Origin of the sequence: Nocardia sp. NPDC004568, from assembly GCF_040609955.1 — a bacterium.
Lineage (GTDB): Bacteria > Actinomycetota > Actinomycetes > Mycobacteriales > Mycobacteriaceae > Nocardia.
This window is the reverse complement of record NZ_JBEXLL010000003.1, coordinates 117204-141128: the sequence shown is the minus strand read 5'-3', so window position 1 is coordinate 141128 and position 23925 is coordinate 117204. Positions and strand designations below refer to the sequence as shown.

The 23925-nt window shown below is 68.3% G+C and carries 21 protein-coding genes, 1 tRNA gene and 1 other RNA gene; 12 read left to right on the top strand and 11 right to left on the bottom strand.

Annotation, left to right across the window (positions count from 1 at the left end):
- Positions 1 to 79: 79 nt before the first annotated feature.
- Positions 80 to 2467 (bottom strand): MMPL family transporter, encoded by a 2388-nt coding sequence (locus tag ABZV91_RS02575; RefSeq protein ID WP_355234245.1) that lies wholly within the window; start codon positions 2465 to 2467, stop codon positions 80 to 82.
- A gap of 256 nt (positions 2468 to 2723) precedes the next feature.
- Here ABZV91_RS02575 and ABZV91_RS02570 point away from each other — a divergent pair, with 256 nt between their 5' ends.
- The 5 genes from ABZV91_RS02570 to tgt all read left to right on the top strand — a co-directional run bounded on the left by ABZV91_RS02570 (position 2724) and on the right by tgt (position 8946).
- The gene (locus ABZV91_RS02570) at positions 2724 to 3314 is read left to right on the top strand and encodes a helix-turn-helix domain-containing protein (RefSeq protein WP_355234242.1); all 591 of its coding nucleotides are present in this window, start codon (positions 2724 to 2726) and stop codon (positions 3312 to 3314) included.
- Positions 3315 to 3361: 47 nt separating this feature from the next.
- Positions 3362 to 3895: an Rrf2 family transcriptional regulator gene (locus ABZV91_RS02565; protein WP_355234239.1), complete on the top strand. Its 534-nt coding sequence runs from the start codon at positions 3362 to 3364 to the stop codon at positions 3893 to 3895.
- Positions 3889 to 5622 (top strand): ABC transporter ATP-binding protein, encoded by a 1734-nt coding sequence (locus ABZV91_RS02560; RefSeq protein ID WP_355234236.1) that lies wholly within the window; start codon positions 3889 to 3891, stop codon positions 5620 to 5622. Before ABZV91_RS02565 ends, ABZV91_RS02560 begins: the two co-directional genes overlap by 7 nt.
- Before the next feature lie 8 nt (positions 5623 to 5630).
- Entirely contained in the window at positions 5631 to 7529 is a 1899-nt protein-coding gene (locus ABZV91_RS02555) for an ABC transporter ATP-binding protein (protein WP_355234233.1), read from the top strand.
- Positions 7530 to 7692: 163 nt separating this feature from the next.
- Positions 7693 to 8946 (top strand): tRNA guanosine(34) transglycosylase Tgt, encoded by a 1254-nt coding sequence (gene tgt, locus ABZV91_RS02550; RefSeq protein ID WP_355234230.1) that lies wholly within the window; start codon positions 7693 to 7695, stop codon positions 8944 to 8946.
- A gap of 665 nt (positions 8947 to 9611) precedes the next feature.
- On the opposite strand, the gene ABZV91_RS02545 is transcribed toward tgt, so the two are convergent.
- Positions 9612 to 10385: a queuosine precursor transporter gene (locus ABZV91_RS02545; RefSeq protein ID WP_355234227.1), complete on the bottom strand. Its 774-nt coding sequence runs from the start codon at positions 10383 to 10385 to the stop codon at positions 9612 to 9614.
- 37 nt (positions 10386 to 10422) lie between these two features.
- Here ABZV91_RS02545 and ABZV91_RS02540 point away from each other — a divergent pair, with 37 nt between their 5' ends.
- On the top strand, positions 10423 to 10947 hold the full coding sequence (locus ABZV91_RS02540; RefSeq protein WP_355234224.1) for a DUF4190 domain-containing protein: 525 nt from the start codon (positions 10423 to 10425) through the stop codon (positions 10945 to 10947).
- A gap of 12 nt (positions 10948 to 10959) precedes the next feature.
- Here the strand turns inward: ABZV91_RS02540 and ABZV91_RS02535 are convergent, their stop codons facing one another.
- Genes ABZV91_RS02535 through ABZV91_RS02525 form a run of 3 tightly spaced genes read right to left on the bottom strand, consistent with a single transcriptional unit; the run spans position 10960 to position 13224 of the window.
- The gene (locus ABZV91_RS02535) at positions 10960 to 11691 is read right to left on the bottom strand and encodes an RDD family protein (RefSeq protein ID WP_355234221.1); all 732 of its coding nucleotides are present in this window, start codon (positions 11689 to 11691) and stop codon (positions 10960 to 10962) included.
- Between the two features lie 46 nt (positions 11692 to 11737).
- Positions 11738 to 12667: a tRNA glutamyl-Q(34) synthetase GluQRS gene (gene gluQRS, locus ABZV91_RS02530; RefSeq protein WP_355234433.1), complete on the bottom strand. Its 930-nt coding sequence runs from the start codon at positions 12665 to 12667 to the stop codon at positions 11738 to 11740.
- Positions 12668 to 12672: 5 nt separating this feature from the next.
- Complete coding sequence (locus tag ABZV91_RS02525) at positions 12673 to 13224, bottom strand: DUF309 domain-containing protein (RefSeq protein WP_355234218.1); 552 nt, start codon at positions 13222 to 13224, stop codon at positions 12673 to 12675.
- Positions 13225 to 13619: 395 nt separating this feature from the next.
- Here ABZV91_RS02525 and ABZV91_RS02520 point away from each other — a divergent pair, with 395 nt between their 5' ends.
- Both ABZV91_RS02520 and ABZV91_RS02515 read left to right on the top strand, forming a co-directional pair.
- The gene (locus tag ABZV91_RS02520) at positions 13620 to 13877 is read left to right on the top strand and encodes a DUF397 domain-containing protein (protein WP_355234215.1); all 258 of its coding nucleotides are present in this window, start codon (positions 13620 to 13622) and stop codon (positions 13875 to 13877) included.
- 112 nt (positions 13878 to 13989) lie between these two features.
- Positions 13990 to 15333 carry a wax ester/triacylglycerol synthase domain-containing protein gene (locus ABZV91_RS02515; protein ID WP_355234212.1) on the top strand — a complete coding sequence of 448 codons (1344 nt, stop codon included), beginning with the start codon at positions 13990 to 13992 and terminating at the stop codon, positions 15331 to 15333.
- Between the two features lie 24 nt (positions 15334 to 15357).
- On the opposite strand, the gene ABZV91_RS02510 is transcribed toward ABZV91_RS02515, so the two are convergent.
- Positions 15358 to 16095 carry a hypothetical protein gene (locus tag ABZV91_RS02510; RefSeq protein WP_355234209.1) on the bottom strand — a complete coding sequence of 246 codons (738 nt, stop codon included), beginning with the start codon at positions 16093 to 16095 and terminating at the stop codon, positions 15358 to 15360.
- Positions 16096 to 16239: 144 nt separating this feature from the next.
- Between ABZV91_RS02510 and ABZV91_RS02505 the strand changes: the two genes are divergently transcribed.
- Positions 16240 to 16328: transfer RNA gene (locus ABZV91_RS02505), tRNA-Ser, on the top strand.
- Positions 16329 to 16370: 42 nt separating this feature from the next.
- Here ABZV91_RS02505 and ABZV91_RS02500 read toward each other — a convergent pair.
- A complete protein-coding gene (locus ABZV91_RS02500; RefSeq protein ID WP_355234206.1) occupies positions 16371 to 17465 on the bottom strand; it encodes a hypothetical protein in 1095 nt (364 codons plus the stop codon).
- A gap of 144 nt (positions 17466 to 17609) precedes the next feature.
- Between ABZV91_RS02500 and ffs the strand changes: the two genes are divergently transcribed.
- An RNA gene (ffs, locus tag ABZV91_RS02495) (signal recognition particle sRNA small type) lies at positions 17610 to 17704 on the top strand.
- A gap of 415 nt (positions 17705 to 18119) precedes the next feature.
- Positions 18120 to 19406: an aminotransferase class I/II-fold pyridoxal phosphate-dependent enzyme gene (locus tag ABZV91_RS02490; RefSeq protein WP_355234203.1), complete on the top strand. Its 1287-nt coding sequence runs from the start codon at positions 18120 to 18122 to the stop codon at positions 19404 to 19406.
- A gap of 18 nt (positions 19407 to 19424) precedes the next feature.
- Here the strand turns inward: ABZV91_RS02490 and ABZV91_RS02485 are convergent, their stop codons facing one another.
- Complete coding sequence (locus ABZV91_RS02485; RefSeq protein WP_355234430.1) at positions 19425 to 20231, bottom strand: methyltransferase domain-containing protein; 807 nt, start codon at positions 20229 to 20231, stop codon at positions 19425 to 19427.
- A gap of 124 nt (positions 20232 to 20355) precedes the next feature.
- On the opposite strand from ABZV91_RS02485, the gene ABZV91_RS02480 reads away from it, so the two are divergent.
- Positions 20356 to 20928: an HhH-GPD-type base excision DNA repair protein gene (locus ABZV91_RS02480; protein WP_355234200.1), complete on the top strand. Its 573-nt coding sequence runs from the start codon at positions 20356 to 20358 to the stop codon at positions 20926 to 20928.
- A gap of 27 nt (positions 20929 to 20955) precedes the next feature.
- Here the strand turns inward: ABZV91_RS02480 and ABZV91_RS02475 are convergent, their stop codons facing one another.
- The 3 genes from ABZV91_RS02475 to ABZV91_RS02465 all read right to left on the bottom strand — a co-directional run bounded on the left by ABZV91_RS02475 (position 20956) and on the right by ABZV91_RS02465 (position 23812).
- Positions 20956 to 21660, bottom strand: coding sequence for an ESX secretion-associated protein EspG (locus ABZV91_RS02475; RefSeq protein ID WP_355234197.1), 705 nt, complete (start codon positions 21658 to 21660; stop codon positions 20956 to 20958).
- Positions 21660 to 23447 carry a hypothetical protein gene (locus tag ABZV91_RS02470; RefSeq protein ID WP_355234194.1) on the bottom strand — a complete coding sequence of 596 codons (1788 nt, stop codon included), beginning with the start codon at positions 23445 to 23447 and terminating at the stop codon, positions 21660 to 21662. Before ABZV91_RS02470 ends, ABZV91_RS02475 begins: the two co-directional genes overlap by 1 nt.
- 98 nt (positions 23448 to 23545) lie before the next feature.
- Positions 23546 to 23812, bottom strand: a complete 267-nt coding sequence (locus tag ABZV91_RS02465; protein ID WP_355234191.1) for a hypothetical protein — start codon at positions 23810 to 23812, stop codon at positions 23546 to 23548.
- Between the last annotated feature and the right edge of the window lie 113 nt (positions 23813 to 23925).

Sequence of the window (23925 nt, the reverse complement as noted above, 5' to 3'; positions counted from 1 at the left end):
TTACCGGAGCGCGACCCGGAAGCAACGAAACGGCCGGCGTCCGCAGCGGACGCCGGCCGTTCGACGAGAGACCGGTGGATCAGACTCCGGCGGGTTCGGTTTCGGCCGCGGGGGTCTTGGCGCGCTGCTGGAGCTCGCGCAACTTCGTCCCCTCGACGTCGATATCCGGCAGGATCCGGTCCAGCCAGGCCGGCATCCACCAGGCCCATTTGCCCAGCAGCGCCAGCAGTGACGGGATCAGCACCATCCGTACCAGGAAGGCGTCGAAGAACACACCCGCCGCCAGGGCGAAGCCCATGGACTTGGAGGTGATGTCCGGCGAGAGCATGAAGCCGCCGAATACCGAGATCATGATGATCGCGGCCGCGGTGACCACGCGGGCGCCGTGGTGGTAGCCGCTGACCATCGCCTCCTTCGGATTCTTGCCGTGCACGTACTCCTCGCGCATGCGGGTCACCAGGAAGACCTGGTAGTCCATCGCCAGCCCGAACACCAGGCCGATCAGCACGATGGGCAGGAAGCTGATGATCGGATGGGTGTCCTTGACGATGCCGAAGGCACCCTCCTGGAAGATCAGCACCGTGACGCCGAAAGTGGCGGCCATCGACAGCAGGAAGCCCAGCGCGGCCGTGAGCGGTACCAGGATGGACCGGAACACCAGCAGCAACAGGACGAACGCGGCCGCGGCGACGATCGCCAGGTACGGGATGATGCTGGCCAGCAGGACATGGTTGACGTCGGCGTAGATGGCGGTCTGGCCGGTGACGCCGTATTCCATGCCGTACTGCGCCTTCAACGCGGCTTCGGCGTCGCGGGCGTGTTCGACCAGGTCCTGGGTCTCGGCGCTGTTCGGACCGGAGTCGGGCACCACCTGGAACAGCGCGGCCTGCCCGTCCTGGCTGGGCTGCGCGACGCTCAGGTAGTCCACGCCGTCGTAGCTCGCCAGTTCGTCCCGCAATGCCGTCAGCGCGGTGTCGCGCTGATCCCGCGGGGTCTCGGACAGATCGACCGCGACCACCAGCGCGCCGTTCTTGCCTTCACCGAAGCCCTCGGTCTGCAATTCGTAGGCCTTACGCACCGAGGAGTCCTCGGGCATGCTGTCGCCACCGGGCAGACCCAGGTTGAGCTGGGTGGCCGGGGCGGCGAGCGCACCCAGCACGATCGCGCTCGCCACCAGCGTCAGCACCGGCACCCGGGCGATGAGCCGGGCGAAACGCATCCCGTTGGTGACCGAATCGTCGTCCTCGGGGTCGTGCCGGGCGACCAGCGGCAGTTTCGGTTTGAACAGGAACCGCCCGAGCGCGCCGAGTAGCGCGGGCATCAGGGTGATGGCGGCCAGGACCGCGAACCCCGCGGCGATGGCCCCGCCGATACCCATCATGGTGAGGAAGCCGATCCCCACCACCGACAGCCCGAGCAGCGCGATCACCACGGTGAGCCCGGCGAACACCACGGCCGAACCGGCGGTACCGACCGCGACACCCGCGGCTTCCTCGGGCGAGTCCTGGACCACCAGCTCGTGTTTGTACCGGGAGACGATGAACAGCGCGTAGTCGATGGACAGCGCCAGGCCGATCATGGAGGCCAGAATCGGGGTGAATGTCGGGACCTCGGTCAGCGAGGTGCCGGTGAGGATGAGCGCGCCCGCGCAGGCGACACCGACGATGCCGGTGACGATCGGGACGAACGCCGCAACGATGGCACCGAAGGCGATGATCATGACGATCAGCGCGACCCCGATACCGATCATCTCTGCCTGGCCGGATTCGGCCTGGGTCTGGGCGATGGCGCCGGTGAGCTCCACGGTGAGGCCGGCGTTGCGGCCCTCCTGGGCGATGGCCTCGGCGGCCTGCCGGTTCTCCTCGGTGATATCGGAGAAGGTCGGCATCGTGAATTTCACGTCGAGGACGGCGACGGTTTCCGGATTGCTCTCGTTGAGCACGTTCAGCGGAGCGCCGCCGCACAGGCCCTTGAACTCCGGTGAGCTCCGGCCGTCCAGGCAGTTCGGCTCCGGCAACGGCGGAGCCTCGCCGGGCGCGAGTTCGGCCGCGGCCTGCGCCTGTTCCTTGGCTGCCTCCGGGCTGGCGGGCATCATGGAGGTGGCGAGAACGGGGTTGACGGCCTGCTCGGTGTGGTCGACGATGTCGAGCTCGTTCAGCCGCTGGACCAGCGCGTCGAGCGCGGCCATATTCGGCTCGTCGGTGAGCTTGCCATTCTGGGCCGCGATCACATAGGTGCCGTTGATGGCGTCGATGCTGAACATCTTCGCCATCTGCGGCATATGTTCCTCGAGGATGCCGGTGGCCTTCTCCGACGGTAGTCCCGGCATCTCGAAGCTGTCCTGGAAGGGTTTGGACAGCGTGGCCGCCGCCCCACCGAGGAGTACCAGGATCAGCGCCCAGACGGGCAGCACTATCCATTTCCGGCGGAAAGCGAACTTTCCCCATCTGTACAGGAATACGGACACGAGGGATTTCTCCTAGCGAGGCCGGGACGGTGTGGTCATTGCGCGTGACGAACTGACGGCCGACGTCGCTATCGCGGACCGGGGCTGCGCGGGCCGGACGCTTTCGCGTGCCCGGAGCCGGTGGATCCGCCTACACGGTGGACGCCAGATGTATCTACCGTACGGTAGGTAGGCTACCGGTAGGTTAAGTGGAGGAACAAGCTCGACTTCCGGTGCCGACCGGACCTGCCACCGGGAGAACGAGAAGGGGCCGAGCATGGCGAATCGCAGAACTGGCGACCACGTTACCGCAGGTCGAGATACCAAGCGGGCCATCCTGGACGCCGCCGTGCGGCTGTTCGTGGCCAAGGGCTACGAAGAGACGAGCCTGCGCGAAGTCGCGGATGCGGTCGGAATCACAAAGCCGTCGCTCTACTATCACTATGCCTCGAAACTGGAACTGCTCGTGGCGATCGTCGATCCGCTCCTCGACGATCTGCGCGCACTCGCCGAGGAAGTAGAGCGGATGCCCCCCGACGCCGCTGCCCGCCGGACCGCGCTGCAGTCCTATATCCGGACCATGATCCGGCACCGCGACGCGGGCGAGATGATGCTGCGCAATGCCGTTCCGATCGTCAACGCGCTGGCCGACCAGTATCCGGTGATCGTGGACGCCAACAAAGCGCTACGGAATTGGCTCGCCGGGCCCGCACCCACCGCGGTCCGGCTGCTGCGGGCGAGCGCCGCCATGGAAATCCTGGCCGTTGCGCTGATTTCGAACGAGATCGCGCACGACGCGGGAGATGATGTGGTGGAGGCGACGCTGCTGGACGCGGCGCTCGCTGTTCTGCAACTCGGCGCCGACTAGGTTTGTCGCGTCATCGTGCCCCGGCACAGCGAAAGGTCAGGTCAGTCGTGCACATCACCGCCAAGGTGGATCATGCCGTGCGGACGCTGCTCGAGATCACGGCATCCGATCAGGCTGTCGCGGTGAAGGCGGAGTCCATCGCGGCGGCGCAGCGCATACCACCCAAAGTGCTCGAGAGCGTCTTGGCCGAGCTGCGCCGGGCCGGGTTGGTGACCAGCCGGCGCGGCCCCGACGGCGGTTACCGGCTGGCCCGTCCGGCCGCCGATATCTCCATCGCCGATGTCATCCGCGCCCTCGAGGGCCCGCTCGCCTCCGTGCGCGGCCTGCGGCCCGAAGAAGTGCAGTACGCGGGCGTCGCCGAACCACTGCGACAGGTGTGGATCGCGCTGCGGGTGAATCTGCGCGCGGTGCTGGAGAACGTGAGCCTGGCCGATATCGCCGCGAACGGACTGCCGGACTTCATCGGGACGCTCACCGCCGACCCGGGCGCCTGGGTCCGGCGAGAACCGCACCGCACCGAACCGCCGGAAATCACAGGGCGTCCCACCGGGGCAGACGGTAGCGTGCGGTCATCATGTTGATCCGACTGCTCCGTGGTTTCCTGGGCCCGTACCGGAAACAGTTGACCGGGATCGTGGCCCTACAGCTCATCTCGGTGATCGCGATGCTGTACCTGCCGAGCTTGAACGCCGACCTCATCGACGAAGGGGTCACCAAGGGCGATATCGGCTACATCTGGACGGCCGGGCTGCGGATGCTGCTGGTCTCCGGGGTACAGATCATCGCCTCCGCGTCCTCGGTGTTCCTGGCCGCGCAGGCGGCGATGAGCGCGGGCCGCGATCTGCGCGGCGCCCTGCTGCACCGGGTGGGCTCCTTCTCGGCCCGGGAGGTCGGCATGTACGGCGCCCCCTCGCTGATCACCCGCAACACCAACGATGTCCAGCAGGTCCAGCTGCTCATCGTCATGGCCGCCACCGTGGCGGTGATGGCGCCCATCATGTGTGTCGGCGGCATCGTCATGGCGCTGCGCGAAGACTTCGGCTTGTCCTGGCTGCTGCTGATCGCGGTGCCGGCCCTGGCGCTGAGCATGGGGTTCATCATCGCCCGCATGGTGCCGGCGTTCCGGCAGATGCAGGCCCGGCTCGACCAGGTCAACCGGGTGCTGCGCGAGCAGATCACCGGTATCCGAGTGGTCCGCGCATTCGTCCGGGAGCCGCTCGAGACGTGGCGGTTCGGGGTGGCCAATACCGACCTCACCGATATCTCGCTGCGGGTGGGCCGGTTGATGGCGCTCATGTTCCCGACGGTCATGCTGATCAGCAATGTGACCTCGGTGGCGGTGATCTGGTTCGGTGGAAAGGCCATCGACGCGGGTGAGATGCAGATCGGCTCGCTGACCGCGCTGCTCTCCTACATCATGCAGATCCTGATGGCCGTCATGATGGCGTCGTTCCTGGCCATGATGGCCCCGCGCGCGGCCGTCTCGGCCGACCGGATCTCCGAGGTTCTCGATACCCCCGCGTCGGTGCGCTCGCCGGACCTGCCGAAGCCATTCCGGGGCGATCCCGCCGAGGTGCGGGTGCGCGATGCCGCGTTCAGCTTCCCCGGTGCCGAGAAGCCGGTGCTGTGCCGGATCGATTTCGCGGTGCGGCCCGGGGAGACCACGGCCATCGTCGGTTCCACCGGGTCCGGTAAGACGACCCTGCTCAATCTGATCCCCCGCCTCATGGATGTCACCGAGGGCTCGGTGGAGGTCGGCGGCACCGATGTGCGCGACCTCGACCTGGCCGAACTGCGGTCGCGGATCGGGCTGGTGCCGCAGAAGGCGTACCTGTTCTCGGGGACGGTGGCGAGCAATCTGCGCTACGGCGATCCGGATGCCACCGACGAGGAACTGTGGCGCTGCCTGGAGATCGCCCAGGCCGCCGACTTCGTCCGGGCCATGCCCAAGAGCCTGGAGACACCGATCGCGCAGGGCGGGACCACGGTCTCGGGCGGGCAGCGGCAGCGGCTCGCCATCGCCCGGGCACTGGTGCGCCGGCCCCGGGTGTATCTGTTCGACGATTCGTTCTCCGCGCTCGATGTGGCCACCGACGCGCGGCTGCGCGCGGCGCTGCGCCCGGAGACCGAGGACGCCGCGGTGATCATCGTGGCCCAGCGGATCGCCACCATTCGCGACGCCGACCGGATCGTCGTACTCGAGGACGGTGAGATGGCGGGAGTCGGGACGCACGAGGAACTGTTGCGCGATTGCGCGGAGTACCGCGAAATCGTCGAATCCCAGCTGAGTGTGGAGGAAGCACGATGAGGCCGGGAATGCCGGCGGGAGCACCGGACGCCAAACCGAAATCCTTCAAACCCTCGCTGAAACGGCTGGTACGGCGACTCGCGCCGGAGCGTGTGCGCGTGGGTGTGATCATCGGGCTGGGCATCGTCTCGGTGGTGCTGAACATCGCCGGGCCGTACCTGCTCGGCAAGGCGACCAACCTGATCTTCGACGGCGTCGTCGGCCGGCAGCTGCCCGCGGGGGTGAGCAAAGAGCAGGCCATCGCGGGACTGCGGGCCCAGGGGCAGGACACCATGGCCGACATGCTGTCGGGGATGGACGTCGTCCCCGGTGTCGGCATCGACTTCGACGCGGTCGGGCGGGTACTGACGCTCGTGCTCGCGCTCTACCTCGGCGCCGCCATATTCGGCTGGTTGCAAGCCTTCCTGCTCAACGACGCGATCAACCGCGTCATCAAACGGCTGCGCTCCGATGTCGAGGACAAGATCCACCGGCTGCCGCTGAGCTACTTCGACTCCGCGCCCCGCGGCGATGTGCTCAGCCGGGTCACCAACGATGTGGACAATGTCTCGCAGAGCCTGCAGCAGACCATGAGCCAGCTGCTCATCTCGCTGCTCACGGTGATCGGCATTCTCGGCATGATGTTCTGGATCTCGTGGCTGCTGGCCCTGGTCGCCCTGCTGACGGTGCCCGCGGTGGTCGTGGTGACCGCCCAGATCGCCAAACGCTCCAAACCGCATTTCGTGGACCAGTGGAAGTACACCGGACTGGTGAACGCCCAGGTGGAAGAGGCCTACACCGGGCACGAGGTGGTCACCGCGTTCGGCCGCGGCAAGCAGGTCGGCGCCGAGTTCGACGAGCGCAACGACCACCTCTTCAAGTCCAGTTTCCGGGCGCAGTTCATCTCCGGCCTGATCATGCCCTCGTCGATGTTCCTCGGGAACATCAATTACGTGCTGGTCGCGCTGATCGGCGGGCTGCGAGTCGCCTCGGGTCAGCTGTCCCTGGGCGAGGTGCAGGCGTTCATCCAGTACTCGCGCCAGTTCAGCCAGCCGCTCACCCAGATCGGCGCCATGGCCAACCTGCTGCAATCGGGGGTGGCCTCGGCGGAGCGGATCTTCGAGATCCTCGACGCCCCCGAACAGAGCCCGGATCCGGTCGAGAAGGTCACCCGGCCGCCCGAGCGCGGCCGAGTGGAATTCGACGACGTCTCCTTCCGCTACGAGCCGGAGACGCCGATCATCGAGGACCTCTCGCTGGTCGCCGAACCGGGACATGTGGTCGCGATCGTCGGACCCACCGGTGCGGGTAAGACCACACTGGTCAACCTGCTGCTGCGGTTCTACGAGCTCGACTCGGGGGTGATCACCATCGACGGCGTCGATATCACCGCGCTGAGCCGGGAGCAGTTGCGTTCGCGGATCGGGATGGTGCTGCAGGACACCTGGCTGTTCAAGGGGACCATCCGGGAGAACATCGCCTACGGCGATCCCACCGCGAACGACGACGAAATCCTCGCCGCCGCCCGCGCGGCCTACGTGGACCGGTTCGTGCACGCCCTGCCGGACGGGTACGACACCGTGATCGACGAGGAGGGCACCGGGGTCAGCGCGGGTGAGAAACAGCTCATCACCATCGCGCGGGCCTTCCTGTCCAAACCGGCCATCCTGGTGCTGGACGAGGCCACGAGTTCGGTCGATACGCGCACCGAACTGCTGGTGCAGCAGGCCACCGCGGAATTGCGGCGCGACCGGACCAGCTTCGTCATCGCGCACCGCCTGTCCACCATCCGCGACGCCGACCTGATCGTGGTGATGGAGGCGGGCCGGATCGTGGAGACCGGGGCGCACGACGATCTGCTGGCGCGGCAAGGAGCGTACTACCGGCTCTACAGCGCCCAGTTCGCGGCGGCCGCGGTCGAGGCCTGACCCGGCCCGAGTGGGCCGGAGCGGAAGGAACCGACGCAGCTCGACCGTGCGGAGCGCTCGCTCGCGCTGGTCGACCCTGGTGTGAGGGTGCCAGGCCCGAAGCAGGTAGCGCAGCCGACCGTGCAGGCCCCTCGCTCGTGCCCGCTCGGTACTGCCTGAGAGGATGTGCGCCGTGTCGGATGGCGTCGGATTCTCGTTCAGTGTCGGTACCCGCCTCGAGGGGCGGCACGGCCGCACCGGGGTGCTGCGGACCCCGCACGGAACCGTCGCGACCCCCGCCTTCGTCCCGGTCGGTACCAAGGCGACCGTGAAGGCGGTGCTGCCGGAGGCGATGAAGGAACTCGGGGCGCAGGCCCTGCTGGCCAACGCCTACCACCTGTACCTGCAGCCCGGCCCGGATATCGTCGACGAGGCCGGCGGCCTGGCGGCCTTCATGAACTGGCCGGGTCCCACCTTCACCGACAGCGGCGGCTTCCAGGTGATGTCGCTGGGGGTGGGATTCAAGAAGGTCCTGGCCATGGAGACCGTCGATGTACGCAGCGACGACGTCATCGCCAAGGGCAAGGAACGCCTGGCGACCGTGGACGACGACGGGGTGACCTTCCGGTCGCATCTGAACGGGTCGAAGCACCGCTTCACCCCCGAAGTATCGATGGGGATCCAGCATCGACTGGGCGCGGACATCATGTTCGCCTTCGACGAGCTCACCACCTTGATGAACACCCGCGGGTACCAGGAGAAATCGGTGCGGCGCACGCACGACTGGGCACAACGATGCATCGATGAGCACGAGCGGCTCACCACCGAGCGGGCACACCGGCCCTATCAGGCGCTTTTCGCGGTCGTGCAGGGTGCGCAGTACGAGGACCTGCGACGTAAGGCGTCCCGGGAACTGGCCGAGATCCGCGGCGCCGGGGGAACCGAATTCGACGGATACGGGATCGGCGGGGCACTGGAGAAGCACAATCTCGGCACCATCGTCGGCTGGTGCTGCGACGAGCTACCCGAGGACAAGCCCCGCCATATGCTCGGGATCAGCGAACCGGAGGATATGTTCGCCGCGATCGAGGCCGGCGCGGACACCTTCGACTGCGTGAACCCGTCCCGGGTGGGCCGCAACGGCGGGATCTACGTGGAGGCCGGCCGGTTCAATATCGACACCCTCCGCTTCAAACGGGATTTCACCCCCATCGACGAGACCTGCGACTGCTACACCTGCGCGAACTACACCCGCGCCTATATCCACCACCTGTTCAAGGCCAAGGAGATGCTGGCCTCCACCTTGTGCACGATCCACAACGAACGTTTCACCATCCGCCTCGTGGACCGTATCCGGGCCAGTATCGACGGAGGCTATTTCGACGAGTACCGCGCCGAAGCACTCGGCCGCTGGCAGGGACGCATCACCGCGCCGTGATTTCGGCGGCCTCCAACTGCGGATGCTGATCATCCGGAGAAGACGGGAGATGAGTGCTCACGTACACCTTGCTCCGCCGGGGGAGGTGCACGACCATTCTCAGTGCTCGAGGTCGCCGATCTCTGGACGGCCGACTGCACGCGTTCAGTCGCTGCGCTCCTTCGCTCCGTCGGTCCAGAATCGGGGGCGGGCCCCGACCACTGAGGTGGACCAACCCGAAGTAGGCGGAAGGTGAATGTTGTCGTGCGCTTGGACCGGCGTGGGAAGGTTCACGACTCTGTCAGTGCTCGATGGTCGCCGCTGTCTGGACGGTCGGCCGCACGCGTTCAGTCGCTGCGCTCCTTCGCTCCGTCGGTCCAGAATCGGGGGCGGGCCCCGACCACTGAGGTGGACCATCCGGAGTAGAGCGGAAGGTGGATGTTGTCGTGCGCTTCGACCGGCCTGGGGAGGCTCAGGTCACTGTCGGTGCTCAATGGTCGGCGTTCTCTGAACTGGCGACTGCACACGCTCCTTCGCTCCGTCCTTCAGGATCGGGGCGGGCTCCGACCGTGAACGCTGACGCTCCGGAGTAGGCGAAGTGGGTGCGGGCGTGCCGGGCGGTGGTAGCCGAGTGTGGACCGGAGTGTGTTGTGCCCGGTGCGATGACCGGGCACAACAGGTCCGGGTCAGGAGCGCAGCGGGGCGGCGTCGCTCGGGGCGTAGGTCGGTTCGTGTTTCTTCAGCAGTGCGATCACCTGGTAGGTCACCGGTAGTACCAGCACCTCGCACAGCGTTTTCCACAGGAACCCGATGATCACGTAGTTGACGAACTGACCCCAGCTGTCGATACCGATGGCCGTTGCGGCGATCGAGCAGAAGATCAGCGTATCGGCGAGTTCGCCGACCACCGTCGAGCCGATCAGCCGCGCCCACAGATATTTCTCCCGGGTCCGTTCCTTGATCAGTACCAGTGTCGCGGAGTTGAGCAGCTGACCGACCACATAACCGGCCAGGCCGGCGGCGACCAGTTGCGGTGTGGTGCCGATGACGCTGCGGAAAGCGTCCTGGTTCTCGTAGAACACCGCGGCGGGCAGGTGGATCGCCACGGCGAAGCAGATAACAGTCAGCAGCAGTGCGGCGAAACCATAGAAGACAGCGTGCCGGGTGGCACGGAATCCGTAGACCTCGCTGAGCACGTCACCGAGGATGTAGGCGAGGGGGAACAGGAAGAACGCGGCGTCGGTGGTGATCGGCAGGACCTCCAGCGGTCCGAGGGTCAGCGAACTGCCGGAGAAGAACTGCACCCCCTTGGTCGCGCAGATATTGGAGATGATGAGCGTTGCGGTGAACAGTACGACGATCGGTGTGTAGTACCCCCGCGCCACCTGTGCGTGGGCCGCATGCGCGGGCGCGGGGTGTCCAGACTTGCCGGGTAAGGGGGTTTCGTTCGAATCTTCCACCCGACTATCCAATCAAACTCTCGAATAGGCTGTAGTCATGACGAACCCCGGTGGATCCGACGAGTGGTGGAAGCAATACGGGGGGTCGGGCGTCTCGTCGGACCCCGCTGCCGGGCAGCATCCGTCCGAACCTTCCAGTTATCCGTCGGCACCGCAGTACCCTTCCACTCCGGCCGCGTCCCCCACACCGCCGCCCGGACAGCCGTCGTACGCGACCCCGCCGCCCGCGGCCCCCTACCCCGGGTCGCCGTCCTACTCGCCCTACGGTGCGGCGGGAGCCGGTTATCCGGCGTCCTACCAGCCCTACGGCTACCCGGCCAACCGCGGTACCAACGGCCTGGCGATCGCCTCACTGGTCACCTCGCTGGCCGGGTTCGCGACCTGCGGCGCCACCTCGATCGTGGGGATCATCCTGGGTGTGATCTCGCTGAATCAGATTCGCGCCAGCGGCCAGGAGGGGCGCGGAATGGCGCTCGCCGGTATCTGGATCGGGGTCGGTCTGATCGCCCTGGGGCTCATCTGGTTCGTGGTGATGATCGTGGCGAGCGCCGCGGGCGCTTGACCCGCCGGGTACTCAGGCCGCGACGACCTGGGTACCGCCCGCGAGTTTGTCGTTCCAGCCCTGCCGGTTCGGGTCCTTGTCGAGGGTGGCGGCCGTGTAGAGCATGAGCGCGGCCCCGGCCACCCAGCCCACACAGGGCACGATCAGTACCGCCAGGAAGATATTGCGCTTCAGCGAGAGCAGCGGCGGCACCGTGGGCGCCCCGTCGGGCGCCACGACCTTGAGGCCCAGGATCTTCTTGCCCAGCGTGGCGCCGGTCTTCCACTCCATGAGCACGTAGTACACGAGAGTGACCGCGAAGATGATCGCGTAGCTGACCGCCGGTCCGGTGAGACCGGTCAGGTTCGGCATGAGGACGAAGTTCAGCAGCAGGGCCAGCGGTAGCGCGATGATGAGGTTGTCGATCAGGCGGGCCGCGAACCGCGGCCACAGGTTGCCGGGGACGCCGAACGCGGGCTGGTAGTGCCCGTACTGCTGTCCCCCGTATTGCGCTTCCGGGAACACCGTCTGCTGGTAGCGGGGAGCGGGCGGGGCCGGAGGGGCGGGCGGGGTCTGCTGACCGTAGGGCTGTGGCTGTCCGGTCGGCGGGGCGTACTGCGGCGGCTGGGGAGCGTACGGGTCCGGCTGGGGCGCGTACCGGCCCGGCTGGGGCGCGTACTGCCCGGGCTGTGGGTACTGCGGGGACTGCCCGTATGGCTGCCCGGCCTGGGGGTGGTTGCTGGGGTCGTACCCGCCACTGGTCATCTCGCCTGCCTGAACTCGAAATCCGAAGATCTGGTCGCAGGCCAGGTTACGGACAGCGGCCCGCGACCACCAAGCTGTCGGGGTCGAGCACCCAGGGGTCGTGGGGCAGCCGGCCCGGGTCGAATCCGGGGAGCAGTTCGGCCGCGCTGTGGCCCGTCAGGCCGAGCGAGCGGGCCAGCATTCCCACCACCCGGTCGGCTGTTTCCCCGAGTGCCAGCCGATCGGCCAGGGTGACCGCACCGTCGCGTTTGGCCAGTCGCTTGCCGTCGGTATTGAGTACCAGCGGCACATGCGCGTACTCCGGTACCGGTAGTCCGAGCAGCGTCGCGAGATAGGCCTGCCGAGGTGTGGACGGGAGCAGATCGTCACCGCGCACCACCTGATCCACGCCGTGCTCGGCATCGTCGACCACGACGGTCAGATTGTAGGCGGGTATCCCGTCACCGCGGCGCAGCACCAGATCGTCCACCGGGCCTCGGTATCGGCCGTGCAGGCGATCGGTGATCTCGAATTCCCTAGGTGCCGAACGCAGCCGCAACGCGGCGGGGCGGCCGGCCGCACGACGCCGCGCGCGCTCGGCAGGGGAGAGGTCACGGCAGGTGCCGGGGTAGGCGCCGAGCGGGCCGTGCGGCGCGGCGGTGGCCTGCTGGATTTCCCGTCGGGTGCAGAAGCATTCGTAGGTCAGTCCGGCGGAGGTGAGGTGGTCCACGGCCGCGGCGTAGTGGTCGAGACGGTCGGACTGGTGGGTCACCGGACCATCCCAATCGATACCGATGGCCCGCAGGTCGGCGAGCTGGCGTTCCTCGGCACCGGGCCGTACCCGGTCCAGATCGTCGACACGCAGCACGAACCCGCGGCCACTGCCGCGGGCGAAGAGCCAGGCCAGGAGGGCGGTGCGCAGGTTGCCCAGATGCAGATCCCCCGAAGGGCTGGGCGCGTACCGCCCCGCCGGTGCGGTGGAGGCGGTGGGCGGCATCGGGATCATGGCAGTCCTCGGCGTAGCCGGGGCATCAGCCCGCTCCGGTCGCTGTCCGGTGCCGTCGGGCGCTCGTGTCCTGTGGTGACGCCGTTGCTGTCCGGCGTGGCCGCCAGCTCGATCAGCAGGGCTTCGGCGTGGGCGATGAGACCCGGTCCGTCGAGGTCGTAGGGGAGTTCACCGGTCGGGTATCCGGCGGCGGCGGGGTCGAAGGCGCGGAGCCGTCCGACAGCGCGTTCGAGCAGCGTACGTGCGCCTTTCGGATTCCCGCGCTGGATATGGGTGAGGCCGACCGCGTACTGCGCGAGACCCTGCCACAGCATCCGTTCGGCGTCGGGGCCGTTTTTCCAGACCGACTCCAATACTTCGTGCGCGTTGAAGGCAAGCCCCTGATCCAGCAGTCGCTGGGCGTAGTCGAGGGCCGCTGCGGGCGCGAGGTCCAGGTCGTCGGGTATGCGCGGGACGCCGGGACTTCCCGGCGGCAGGGGACGCCCCAGCCGGTCCCGGGGCCTGGAGTTGGTGGCTCGCCCCTGTTCGTCTCGATCGCGTTCGGGCATGCCGCCATCATCCCGCCGTGGCCTGACCGCCGAAGTGGTAGGGGTATTGACAAATGGCAATCGGGTGATCACATAACAATCACTTCGGGCTATTAATGGGCCCGCTCCGGTTTTTTTGAAGCAAAGTCATCCTTATAAGTCCGCAATTACGCAGCAATACGGCATCTTAGCGGTGTTGCCAAACGCATTGGCGCAGTTCGCAAGAGAGCGGCAAATCCGGTGTGAACCTGCTAGTGTTCGAAGCGCGGGCCGCCCTTACATGGGGTTTTGGTCACCGCGTCAGATGTGTTCGCGGAAGTGCGAGTCCGATCCTGGCATACCGGATATTTACTCGCTATCTGCGCGTGCATCCGTGTATTCGGCGGTATCCGTCGGATACCAGCTAGTCAGGAACTGTGCAGGAATCGAATATCATTATCGACGCAGCGAAGGAGTGCAGTGCCGTGAAGGTGGATATGACGGGTGCTGTGTGGCGGAAGAGTACATACAGCGGCCCGGACGGGAACTGCGTGGAGGTGGCATTTCTGGTAGACGGCAACGTGGCGGTCCGTGATACGAAGGATCACGGCAGCGGGCCGATGCTGGCCTTCGCGCCGGGCGAGTGGGCCGAATTCGTGTCCGGCGTATCGGCAGCGGACTTCCGCGGCGCCTGACGGTTTTCCCGATATCAGGCAAGACGGCCCCGGACCCGTCGTCGGGTCCGGGGCCTTTGCGTGCGCGGACCGCGGATGCGTACCGCTGGACGACTTCCATTAGGGTCGGCCGGTGATCCCGCTGGCGCCCCCGGACGCGACCATGTACTGGCTCTCCCGGCGTACTCGCAACGACCAGTTCCTCCTCTACTGTTTCGCCGAATCGACCTGGGAGAACGCGCGTTTGCGCGAGGCGGTCGGTCGGCGATGTGCCGCGATCCCCGAGCTCGCGGTCCGGTTGCGCCCGGACCCCACCGGTCTGTCCTACCCGGTGTGGATTCCCGCCGAACCCGATCCGGCCCAGTTCGTGACGCACCGGCTCGACCGGCCGGACTGGTCCGAGCTGCTCGCGGCCCTGGGGCGGCTACTGGGCACCGGAGTAGATGCCGGGGAACACCCCTGGCGGCTGCACGTCTTTCGTGGTATCCGGGACAGCCCGGCGCCCGACCCGGTGGTGACCGTGGTGGTGTTGCAGGTATCGCACGCACTGGTCGACGGCCGAGGCGCGTCGCGAATCGCCCGTGCGCTGTTCACCGGCAGTCCCGGTCCCGGCACCACGCCGGGACCGCGTCCCCTTCCGCGCTCCGGGATCGCCGGGCGCGCGGGGCGCGCGGGCCTGGCCCTGCCGCTGGATATCGCCCGGACCCTCCGGCGCGGGCTCGCCGCCGGCCGGGCCCGGACCCGACTCGCGGAGCTCACCGCGGCCGGGCGCGTGCCCCCGGCCGCGCCGGGATATCCGCCGGGCGTACTCAATGTGCCGGGCGAGGGCAGCGGCCATACGGTGCGGATGCTGGTCTGCCGGACCGCGGACTTCCGGATGCCGGGCCACAGTGTCACCGTCGTGGGGCTGACGGTCATATCGCTCGCGCTCCAGCGGTATCTGCGTGAGCGCGGTGCGGCGGCCACTGCCCTGGGCGCTCAGGTGCCGATGGCGACACCGCCCCGCCCCGGGGTCCGCAACAACTACCGGAGCCTCGGCGTGGACCTGGCGATCGGCGAGGAGGACCCGCTGCGGCGTGCCGCGGCGATCGCCGCGGACCTGGCCGCCCGGCGAGAACGGGCCGTCCACCCGCTGCTCGACGCGCAGGACGCGGTGACCGCGGCCCTACCGGCGCTGCTGCTGCGGCGCGATGTGCGGAACTATCCGATCGATGCGGTACCGGAACGGATCACCGGTCACACCGTCGTCTCCAGCGTCGACCGCGGCGCGGCCGATCTGCGTTTCGGCGGGGCCCCGGTCCGCTTCACGGCGGGGTTTCCCGCGGTCGGCGCAGTGATGCATCTCACGCACGGTATCCACGGGCTGGGGGACACGGTCACCCTGTCGTTGCACGCCGATCCGGCGGTCGTCCCGGACCTCGACACCTACGCCGCACTCCTGCGTGGGGCCGTACGAGACGTGGCCGGCGCCGGATGAGCGGGTGCCCCGCACGCCGATCGCTCAGTTGGGTTCTATATCCAGCTCTTCGCGGGTGGCGGCGATGAGTTCGCGCTCGGCCGCCCGGACCTCACCGAGCAACTGGTTCTTGTGGTCACGGGCGGCGCGGATCTCCTCGGCCGGTGCGTCCTGCAGTTTCTTGCGCTGGAGGGTGAGCGCGGCCAGCAACGCGTCGGAGAGGGTATCGGCCAGTCGGCGCCACTGTTTGTAGTGGTGGTCCGAGCCGACCAGGCGCAGTACATTCGCGCGCTCCGAGCCGTCCTCCAGATCGTGGATCAGATCGCCGATGAGCTCGTCGGTCCACTCCTCGTCCCGCCGCAGCGCCTGGCAGAGCCGGCCGGACATACTCAACGTATCGGCGATCGCGGCGACCACGGTGCCGCGGCGCCAGTTCTCACCGGCCTGCCCGAGCGCCACCGCGTGCGCGGACTCGACCTGGTGATGAGCGGCGTCGAGCTGCAGCCGAGTCGTGTCGACCTGGCGTTTGGCGCTGTCGTTCTGTTGCTGGGCGGCCGCGGCCAGGGTGCGCTGGGCGCGCTCGTCGGCGGCGGCGATCGCATCCCGGTTCGTCCGGTTGTTGACCATTACCGCGATCACCGCCACGCCGCCGAGGACGAGCGAACCGAGCAGCGGCAGCCACGACTGCCACCAAGCCGGGGAACTCTGAACGACTTCGATCACCTGGGGATCCACGGCGCCCATCATGGCACCGTCGGCGCGAGTGGGCGCGACGGCCGTCACAATTGGGTGATCAGCGCGGCGAACTACTGGATATCTTGCCGGATAACAGGATTCATGCTACGGAAGCGATGTGTAAGTGGTCGCTCGGACCGGGTGTGAGCGGGCGTTTTCACGATGCGACGGGTGGCGGGTATGCTGCTCGGCGGAGGATTCGCCTAGTGGCCTATGGCGCTCGCCTGGAACGCGGGTTGGGTTAACAGCCCTCGCGGGTTCGAATCCCGCATCCTCCGCCACCGAATCCGCCGGTAGCATTCCCGCTACCGGCGGATTCGTGTTCATCCGCGCAGTTGGTCGAGCACTTTGCGGACCTGGTCCGTGCAGATCCGGTCGACCGTCGACCGGTCCACCGCACCGTCGTAGGTGATGTACATGTTGACCTTGACCGAGACATTGCTGTCCTTGGCCGCGACCGTGTAGTCCAGGGTCTGGAACGACGAGTAGTCGTTGATCTGGGCCGAGTAGTAGGCGTCCTCGCCCAGCCCGGTCACCGCGCCGGAGGAGTAATCCGTGCCGGTGGTGGCGGTATCGGATTTCTTCCAGTCGTCGTAGCCGTACGAGCCGTACTCACTGTCGAACGTGACGTCGAGGGCGAGCCGGGCACTGTTGGAGTCGGTGCCCTCATTGCTGACCTGGCAGTTCAGCGAGCCGCCGCCGTAACTGGCCGGGGCGTCCTCCTGGTGGGTGGTCTCGTCGCGATCGGTGGCCCACTGATCCAGCACGGAGGCGTCGACGAGGTCACAGGCGTTGGTGACGTTCTCCATGCCGTAGTCGCCGTCCGTCCCCTCGGAGCCCGAGTCGGAGTTCACCAGGGCGATCCCCCCGATCCCGCAGACCAGCAGGATCACGAACAGCACCACACCGACCACGATCAGTGCGGTGTTGTTCTTCGACCGCGAACGGGTGGCCGCCGCGGCTCCGTACCCGGTGGGGCTTCCGAACGCGGACGGGCCGGACTGCCACCCGGGGCCGGGGGCCGGATACTGCGGCTGTCCACCGGCATATTGCTGACCGCTCGGATACTGCTGCTGCCCGCCCGGAGGCTGCTGTCCGCCGGAGTATTGCTGCTGCTGGCCACTCGAGTAGGGCTGCTGGCCACTCGGGTAAGGCTGCTGGCCGCTCGAGTAGGACTGTTGCCCGCTCGAGTAAGGCTGTTGCCCGCTCGAGTAAGGCTGTTGCCCGCTGGAGTACGGCGGGGCCGCCGCGTGCGGGTTCTGATCGCTGGGGAACTGCGCGGTGGCGTTCGGATTCACCATCGTCGGATCCGCGCCCGGTGCGTTGCCCGGCCCCGGTTCACCGGCCCCGCCGCCCGGTGTCTCCCACCACTTCGTCTGCTCCGCGCGTTCGTGCTCCGGCGGATTCTCCTTGGTCATCCTCGCCATCCCCTCGTGTGGTGAGGGAATATCCCCCGCCGACTCAGAAGAATGGTAGCGAGCACGGGGCCTGCTCGTACCCGGCCCGGCGGGAGCGGTATCGGGCCCCTGCGGCGCGCAGTTCGGGTAGCCGCTACACTGGCCGACGGATCCCGCGCGGCGCGCATCCTGTGAACTCCCCCAGGGCCGGAAGGCAGCAAGGGTCAACGGGCTCTGCCGGGTGCGCGGGGTCCCCTTATTCGGGGGTCGTGCGATATGCGGTCGGCCGTCCATGGATCGGACGGCATCGAGCACCTGCAGTGATATGAGCCCACTCGGGTTTCGAGGCGTATTTCCTCTCTCGGCGGGTCCGCTCGGTGGTGCTGCGGAGCGAGTGGGAGCGCGGTCGACCGATCGTGGACCGGCCGGTATCCAGCGCTCGCGACAAAACGGGACTCCGAGTCGTCGAGGCGAACCTCCGGCTCATCTTCTGTTCTCGGGTGGTTCGCCTCTGTGGTCGGGAATCATGAGCCCTGCCGCGGAGCGGGCCGGTGCGCGCAGAATCCGAACACCTCCCGGTGGCAGCGGCGGCCCGGGTAACGTGGCCCGGGGCGGCCGGAACCAGCGGCCGTCTGTAAGAGAGCACCCACCAGGTAGTTGGAAAGGCTGTCCACGATGCCCCGGCAAACGCAGATCGGTTTGATGAGTCCTGAGGAACTCACCGCCGAGCACGAACTCCAGTCCGCGAACTACGCGACGCTGCAGGCTGCTCAGCTGACCCTCGATCTGACCCGGGGTAAGCCCTCGCCGGAACAACTCGCCCTGTCCTCGGCACTGCTGTCGCTGCCCGGCGACGGTGATTTCCGCGACGGCACCGGTACCGACTGCCGCAACTACGGTGGACTGCACGGGCTTCCGGAGCTACGGGCCATCTTCGGCGAGCTGCTCGGTATCGGCGTCGACAATCTGATCGCCGGCAACAACGCCAGTCTGGAGTTGATGCACGACACCATCGTCTTCGCGACCCTGTTCGGGCTGCCCGACTCGCCGCGGCGGTGGGCCGATGAGCCCACCGTGAAATTCCTGTGTCCCAGCCCCGGTTACGACCGGCATTTCGCGATCACCGAATCGCTGGGCTTCGAGATGATTCCCGTGCCGATGCGGCACAACGGACCCGACACCCGGGTCATCGCCGAACTACTGGCCGACGACCCGCAGATCAAGGGCCTGTGGGCGGTGCCGAACTATTCGAACCCGACCGGTGTCGTCTTCTCCGAAGAGGTGGCGCGCGAACTGGTTTCGATGCCCGCCGCGGCGCCGGACTTCCGGTTGTTCTGGGACAACGCCTACGCGGTGCACCCGCTGACCGATACGGCGGCGCCGGTGCTCGACGTGTTGTCGCTGGCCGCGGCGGCCGGAAATCCGCACCGGCCGTTGGTTTTCGCCTCGACCTCCAAGATCACCTTCGCCGGCGCCGGGGTCAGCTTCTTCGGCGCCTCGACCGAGAACCTGAACTGGTATCTGAGCCATGCCGGGAAGAAGAGCATCGGCCCGGACAAGATCAACCAGCTGCGTCACCTGCGCTTCTTCACCGATGCCGCCGGGGTGCGGGCGCATATGCAGAAGCATCGCGCGATCCTGGCACCCAAGTTCGCCCTCGTCCTGCGAATCCTCGAGGAGCGGCTGGGCGCCTCGAAGGTCGCGTCCTGGACCGAGCCGAAGGGCGGCTACTTCATCAGCCTCGATGTGCTCGAGGGCACCGCGGCCCGGGTGATCGAGCTGGCGAAGAACGCGGGAATCGCCCTGACCGCTGCCGGTTCGGCCTTCCCGTACAAGAAGGACGCCGAGGACAAGAACATCCGGATCGCCCCCAGTTTCCCGGCGCTGCCGGAGCTCGAGCAGGCCATGGACGGCCTGGCGACCTGCGTGCTGCTGGCAGCGACCGAGAAACTGCTGAAGTAGGAGCCGGAAGGCGCGGGGTCAGGCGGGTTTGCGGACGTGTACGGCGAACATGGTCACCGAGAGGTGGATATCACCGGCCGCCGCACCCCGGGCCAGATCGGCGAGTAGTTTCTCGCGTTCGGCCTCGGTGATCACCCGCCGGGCGACCGCCATGGCGGAGACCCGGCTGACCAGCGCCCCGGCTCCGACCGAACGGTCCTGGATCAGGGCCTGCGACCCGGTGCTCACCACCTCCAGCCCGGCCGCGGTCAGCAGACCCGCCAGCCTGCGGCCCGAGTAGGGGTTGGTCGTCGCGGAGACGAGAGTGTCCACGACCTCGCGAACCACGCGATGCTCACCGGGGTGCACGATCGCCGACCCCCAGTCGGCATCCATCACCACGGCCCGGCCCCCCGGACGCAGTACGCGGGCGATCTCACGCGCGGCCCGGGCGGGTGCGGTCAGATGCTGGAACACACGTTCGCACAGGACGGCGTCGAAGGTGCCGGACCCGAACGGGATGCCGTAGGCGTCCCCGGAGTGGAAGGTGGCCGACGAGCGTGCCTCGGCGGCGCGCGCGACGGCCGCGGCCAGCAGGTTCGGATCGGGCTCCACACCCGCCGCCGAACCGGTGGGCCCCACCGCGTCGGCGAAGGTGATGACCTCCGATCCGGTGCCGGAGCCGATATCGACCGCGTGCTCACCCGGCTGCAGCGCCAGGGCCTCGTGTGCCCAGTCGCGTAGCCGGGTGAGGCCCGGAAGGGTGGCCTGTAGATCGCGGATATCGACCAGCTGGTCCTGGCCCGCGGCATCGAAACGGTCGGGGCGTAACCCGAAACTGTTCATGGGTCCGTGTCCATCCAGTGTGGTGGGTGGCTTTGTCGCCGTGTCTGGCATGGGGGCGAGCCTAGCGGAGAACGGCGCGGTGTCCGTGGGATCATCGCTGGTAGTCCAGAGTGAGGAGCAGGGCATGGCCAAGTTGTGTCTGGCGCAGGAACCGGAGGCCGACGAGCTGCTCTCGGAGAGTTCGCTGGCGCTGCTGATCGGGATGCTCCTGGACCAGCAGTACCCGTTGGAGCACGCTTTCCGGGGTCCCAAGAAGCTGGCCGACCGGATGGGCGGACTGGATATCCACGCGATCGCCACCGCGGATCAGGCGGAGTTCGAAGAGCTGGCCGCGACGCCGCCCGCGATCCACCGCTACGGCCGCTCCATGGCCCGGCGGATCCAGGACCTCGCGCGTTACGTGATCGAACACTACGACGGGGATGTGGCCGCGATCTGGACCGCCGGCGACCCCGACGGCAAAGAAGTACTGAAGCGGTTGAAGGCGCTGCCCGGGTACGGCGACCAGAAGGCCCGGATATTCCTGGCGCTGCTCGGTAAGCAGCTGGGGGTGCGCCCGGCCGGGTGGGAGGCGGCCGCCGGGGATTATTCCGAGCCGGATTCGCGGCGCTCGGCGGCCGATATCGTCGATGGGGAAACCCTGCTGGAGGTGCGCGCCTTCAAGAAGCAGATGAAGGCGGCGGCCGCGCGGAAGTAACCCGCTGGCTTTCCGGAGGGCGCGCGGTCAGCCTATCCGCGCCAGGCGGGTGAGTTCGGCGGCCAGATCGGATTCGCCGACCGGGGTGAGCGCCAGGTGGCTGCCCGCGGCCAGCAGATAGCGGCCGTCACCGGTGAAATCCAGCCAGGTGCGGTGGACCGGTGGCGGTGACATCGGATCCTCCGGGGCCACAGCGACCGTGAGGAACCCCCGCGCGTCGATGGGCCGGTGCAGGATCTCGCGCAGCCGTTCGGCCCGGCCCGGCTGTGGCCGGCCCGGGTCCGGGCACAGGACGGCCTCCCGTGGTTCGCGCATTGCGGGAAGGGTTCCGGGGCCGGCCGGGCCGAGGGCGGTGGCGAGATGCTTACCGATATTCCGGGCGTGACAGGCCGTGACGCTCACCTGCCCGGAATACGCGCGGATCACCGCACCCCAGTTCCCGAAGGCGACGGCGAGCGCGAGGATGGGGTCGGGGCGGCGCCGGTCGCCGTCGAATTCGTCGCCGAAAACGGTGACCCTCGTGACATCGGTGCGGGCGAGAAAGCGAAGCGTACCGGTGAGATCGGCATCGCCGTTGGGCGGAAACCGGGAGTCCAGCGCCAGCGCGGCCCACGCGCTCTCGGTGGTGACGGTGGCGCGGGGAGCCAGGTCGATCGGGTGGGGCCGCCGGTCGAGCCCGGTCTCGGTCTGCCAGATATGACCGAACTCGTCCGGCGTGAACACCCAGTTCATCAGCGGTTCCCGTCACCCGGTCGGGTTCTGTCCGGTTCCTCGGTCCCGGTGTACTCACCGAAGACCGGCGGGACGGTGGGCGGTACAGCGGTCAGCTCTTCGTTCGGCGCGTGTAGATAGTCCGGGCTGCTGCGCTCGCGATCAGGTGCGCGCCACGGTACCGGGCCCGGGGCCGCCGGAAGTGGGAATCCGCCCGGTCGCACCGTACGGGTCCAGGGGTGCTCGGATCGCTCGGTCACCGCCGGGTCGGCCCCGGCACCTGTGGGACCCGATGATTCCCGTGCCGCTTCGGTGATCGGCCGGGAGGAGACCGAACGGGCTATCGGTTCGAACTGGCCGGGTCGCTGGGCGGCGCCGGCACCGGAATCGGTGGGGAAGGACTGGCGGGTGTGTGGTGCCGATGAGTCGACCGGCCCCGGCCGGTGGCCGCCGACCGGTGCGGCGGTATCGGTGCGGCCGGCCGTTTCCGCGGGACTCCACCCGGTGGGCGCGGGCGGTCGGGGCGGTATCGCTGCGGGCGCGGGGCTCGGCTCGCTTCGGTCCGGGCCGCCGATCGGCTGTGGTGCCGGGATCGGTGCCCGGGGCGGACCGGTGATCCCGCCGAGGTCCGCGGCGGGCGCAGTGGTTCGCACGGCCGGGGTGGTGGCGGTCGTCGCCGTCCCCGCCGAACCGGCGATGCCGCTTTCCGTCGGGGAGGACGGACCGCTCGCCGTCCGGGCGGCCGGCATTGCTGTGCTGGAGGGCGGTGTGGCTGTGCCGGCCGGCGGTGTAGCTGTGCTGGACGGCGGTGTAGCTGTGCTGGAGGGCGACGTGGCTGTGCCGGACGGCGGTGTGGCGGTATCGGAGGAAGGCACTCCGGTATCGGCAGGTGATGTCGGCGCGTCCGGAGCGTACGCCGCTGTATCGGGAGCCGGCGCCGGTGCACCGGGAGAAGACCCCGGCCTCGCGTGGCCGCCGGTGGGCTGTGGTGCTGCCACCGCCGGTGAATCATCGCTTGCGCCGCCGCGTACGGCGACGGGCGCTCCGGAACCCGGGCCCGGGCCACCCGGATCGGACCCTCTGGCCGGCCCGTTCGGTGCCGCGCCCGCCCCCGCCGCCGGTGGTGGTGGGGCGGCCGGGTCGGACGGCGTTCCGCCGGGCCGGGATTGCGGCGGAGTCGCGGGTGTGTCGGACCGTGCCGGTGCCCGCGCGAGGGGAGGTTTGTCGTCCGGAGCCCCGGCCGCCGGCGGGGCGAAACGGGGAACGGCGTCGCCGCTGGCCGGAATGGTCGGGTTGTAGCCGAAGGCCATGGCGTCCTGTGCCTGGGCCGTCAGGGCCGCCGCGGTGGTGTTGTAGGCTGTGCGCCGCCGCGCGCCGGTGGCCGCCTCGGCAGCCGGGTCCGGATCCGGCAGGTAGGGCGCCGGGGGTGGCGGAATCGCCGTGCGCACGGCTTCGGCGGCGGCGGAATCGGCCGACAACAACAGTTCGACGACGCGGCAGACGGCGACGGCGTGGTCCCCGGCCCGGACGAATGCGGCAGCGGCCTGTGCGGCTGCTACCGCCGCGAGCCCCGACCAGTCACCGGAGAGCCGGGTGAGGTCGCGGGCGAATTCGTCGAAGGCCGTCTCCACCGCGGTCGCGGTGTGTCCCCAGGTATCGGCGAGACGGCTCAGGTCGGCCGGCGCCAGGTGTTCGTGTGCCAGGTCCCAGATCTGCTGATGGGTGTACGCGCCGAATACTTCCCGGTCGGGTACGTAGGCCGGGTCCGTGCCCACCCCCGCGGTACCCGGCTGCCCCTGTTGCGCCACTGTCGGCCCCCTTGGTCGCGCGATCCGGGCGCACGCGCACCGGACCGCATGGTTTCAATTTGTCTGCACCCCTGCGTAATTGGACATACTGCCGCATGTCACGGCGTATTCGCCACCGTGCGGGCGAGGGCCGCGCTGTTGGCGGCGTCGGCCTCGAGGAAAAGCGCGGCGGCCGCCAGATACGCGGCTTTGTGGCACAGCACTGCCTGTTCGAAGGCGCTGAGGACGTCCAGGTACTCCTGACCCTTCGCCGCGAAACCTCGCGTCAGCGCCCGGCCCGACGGCAACTCCGGAAACCCCCGCACGTCGGTGAGGGCGGCCGCGCCGCCCGCGCCTGCCGTAATCGCTCCGCGAGCCGGTCGCATGATTCGGCCAGACCGCGTGCGGCCGCCTCGGACATATGGAACTCGCCGGTCCGCGCCGCTTCGTACAGGCGGACGGCTGCCGATCGGCCCAGATCTGGTACGGGCATCGTCTT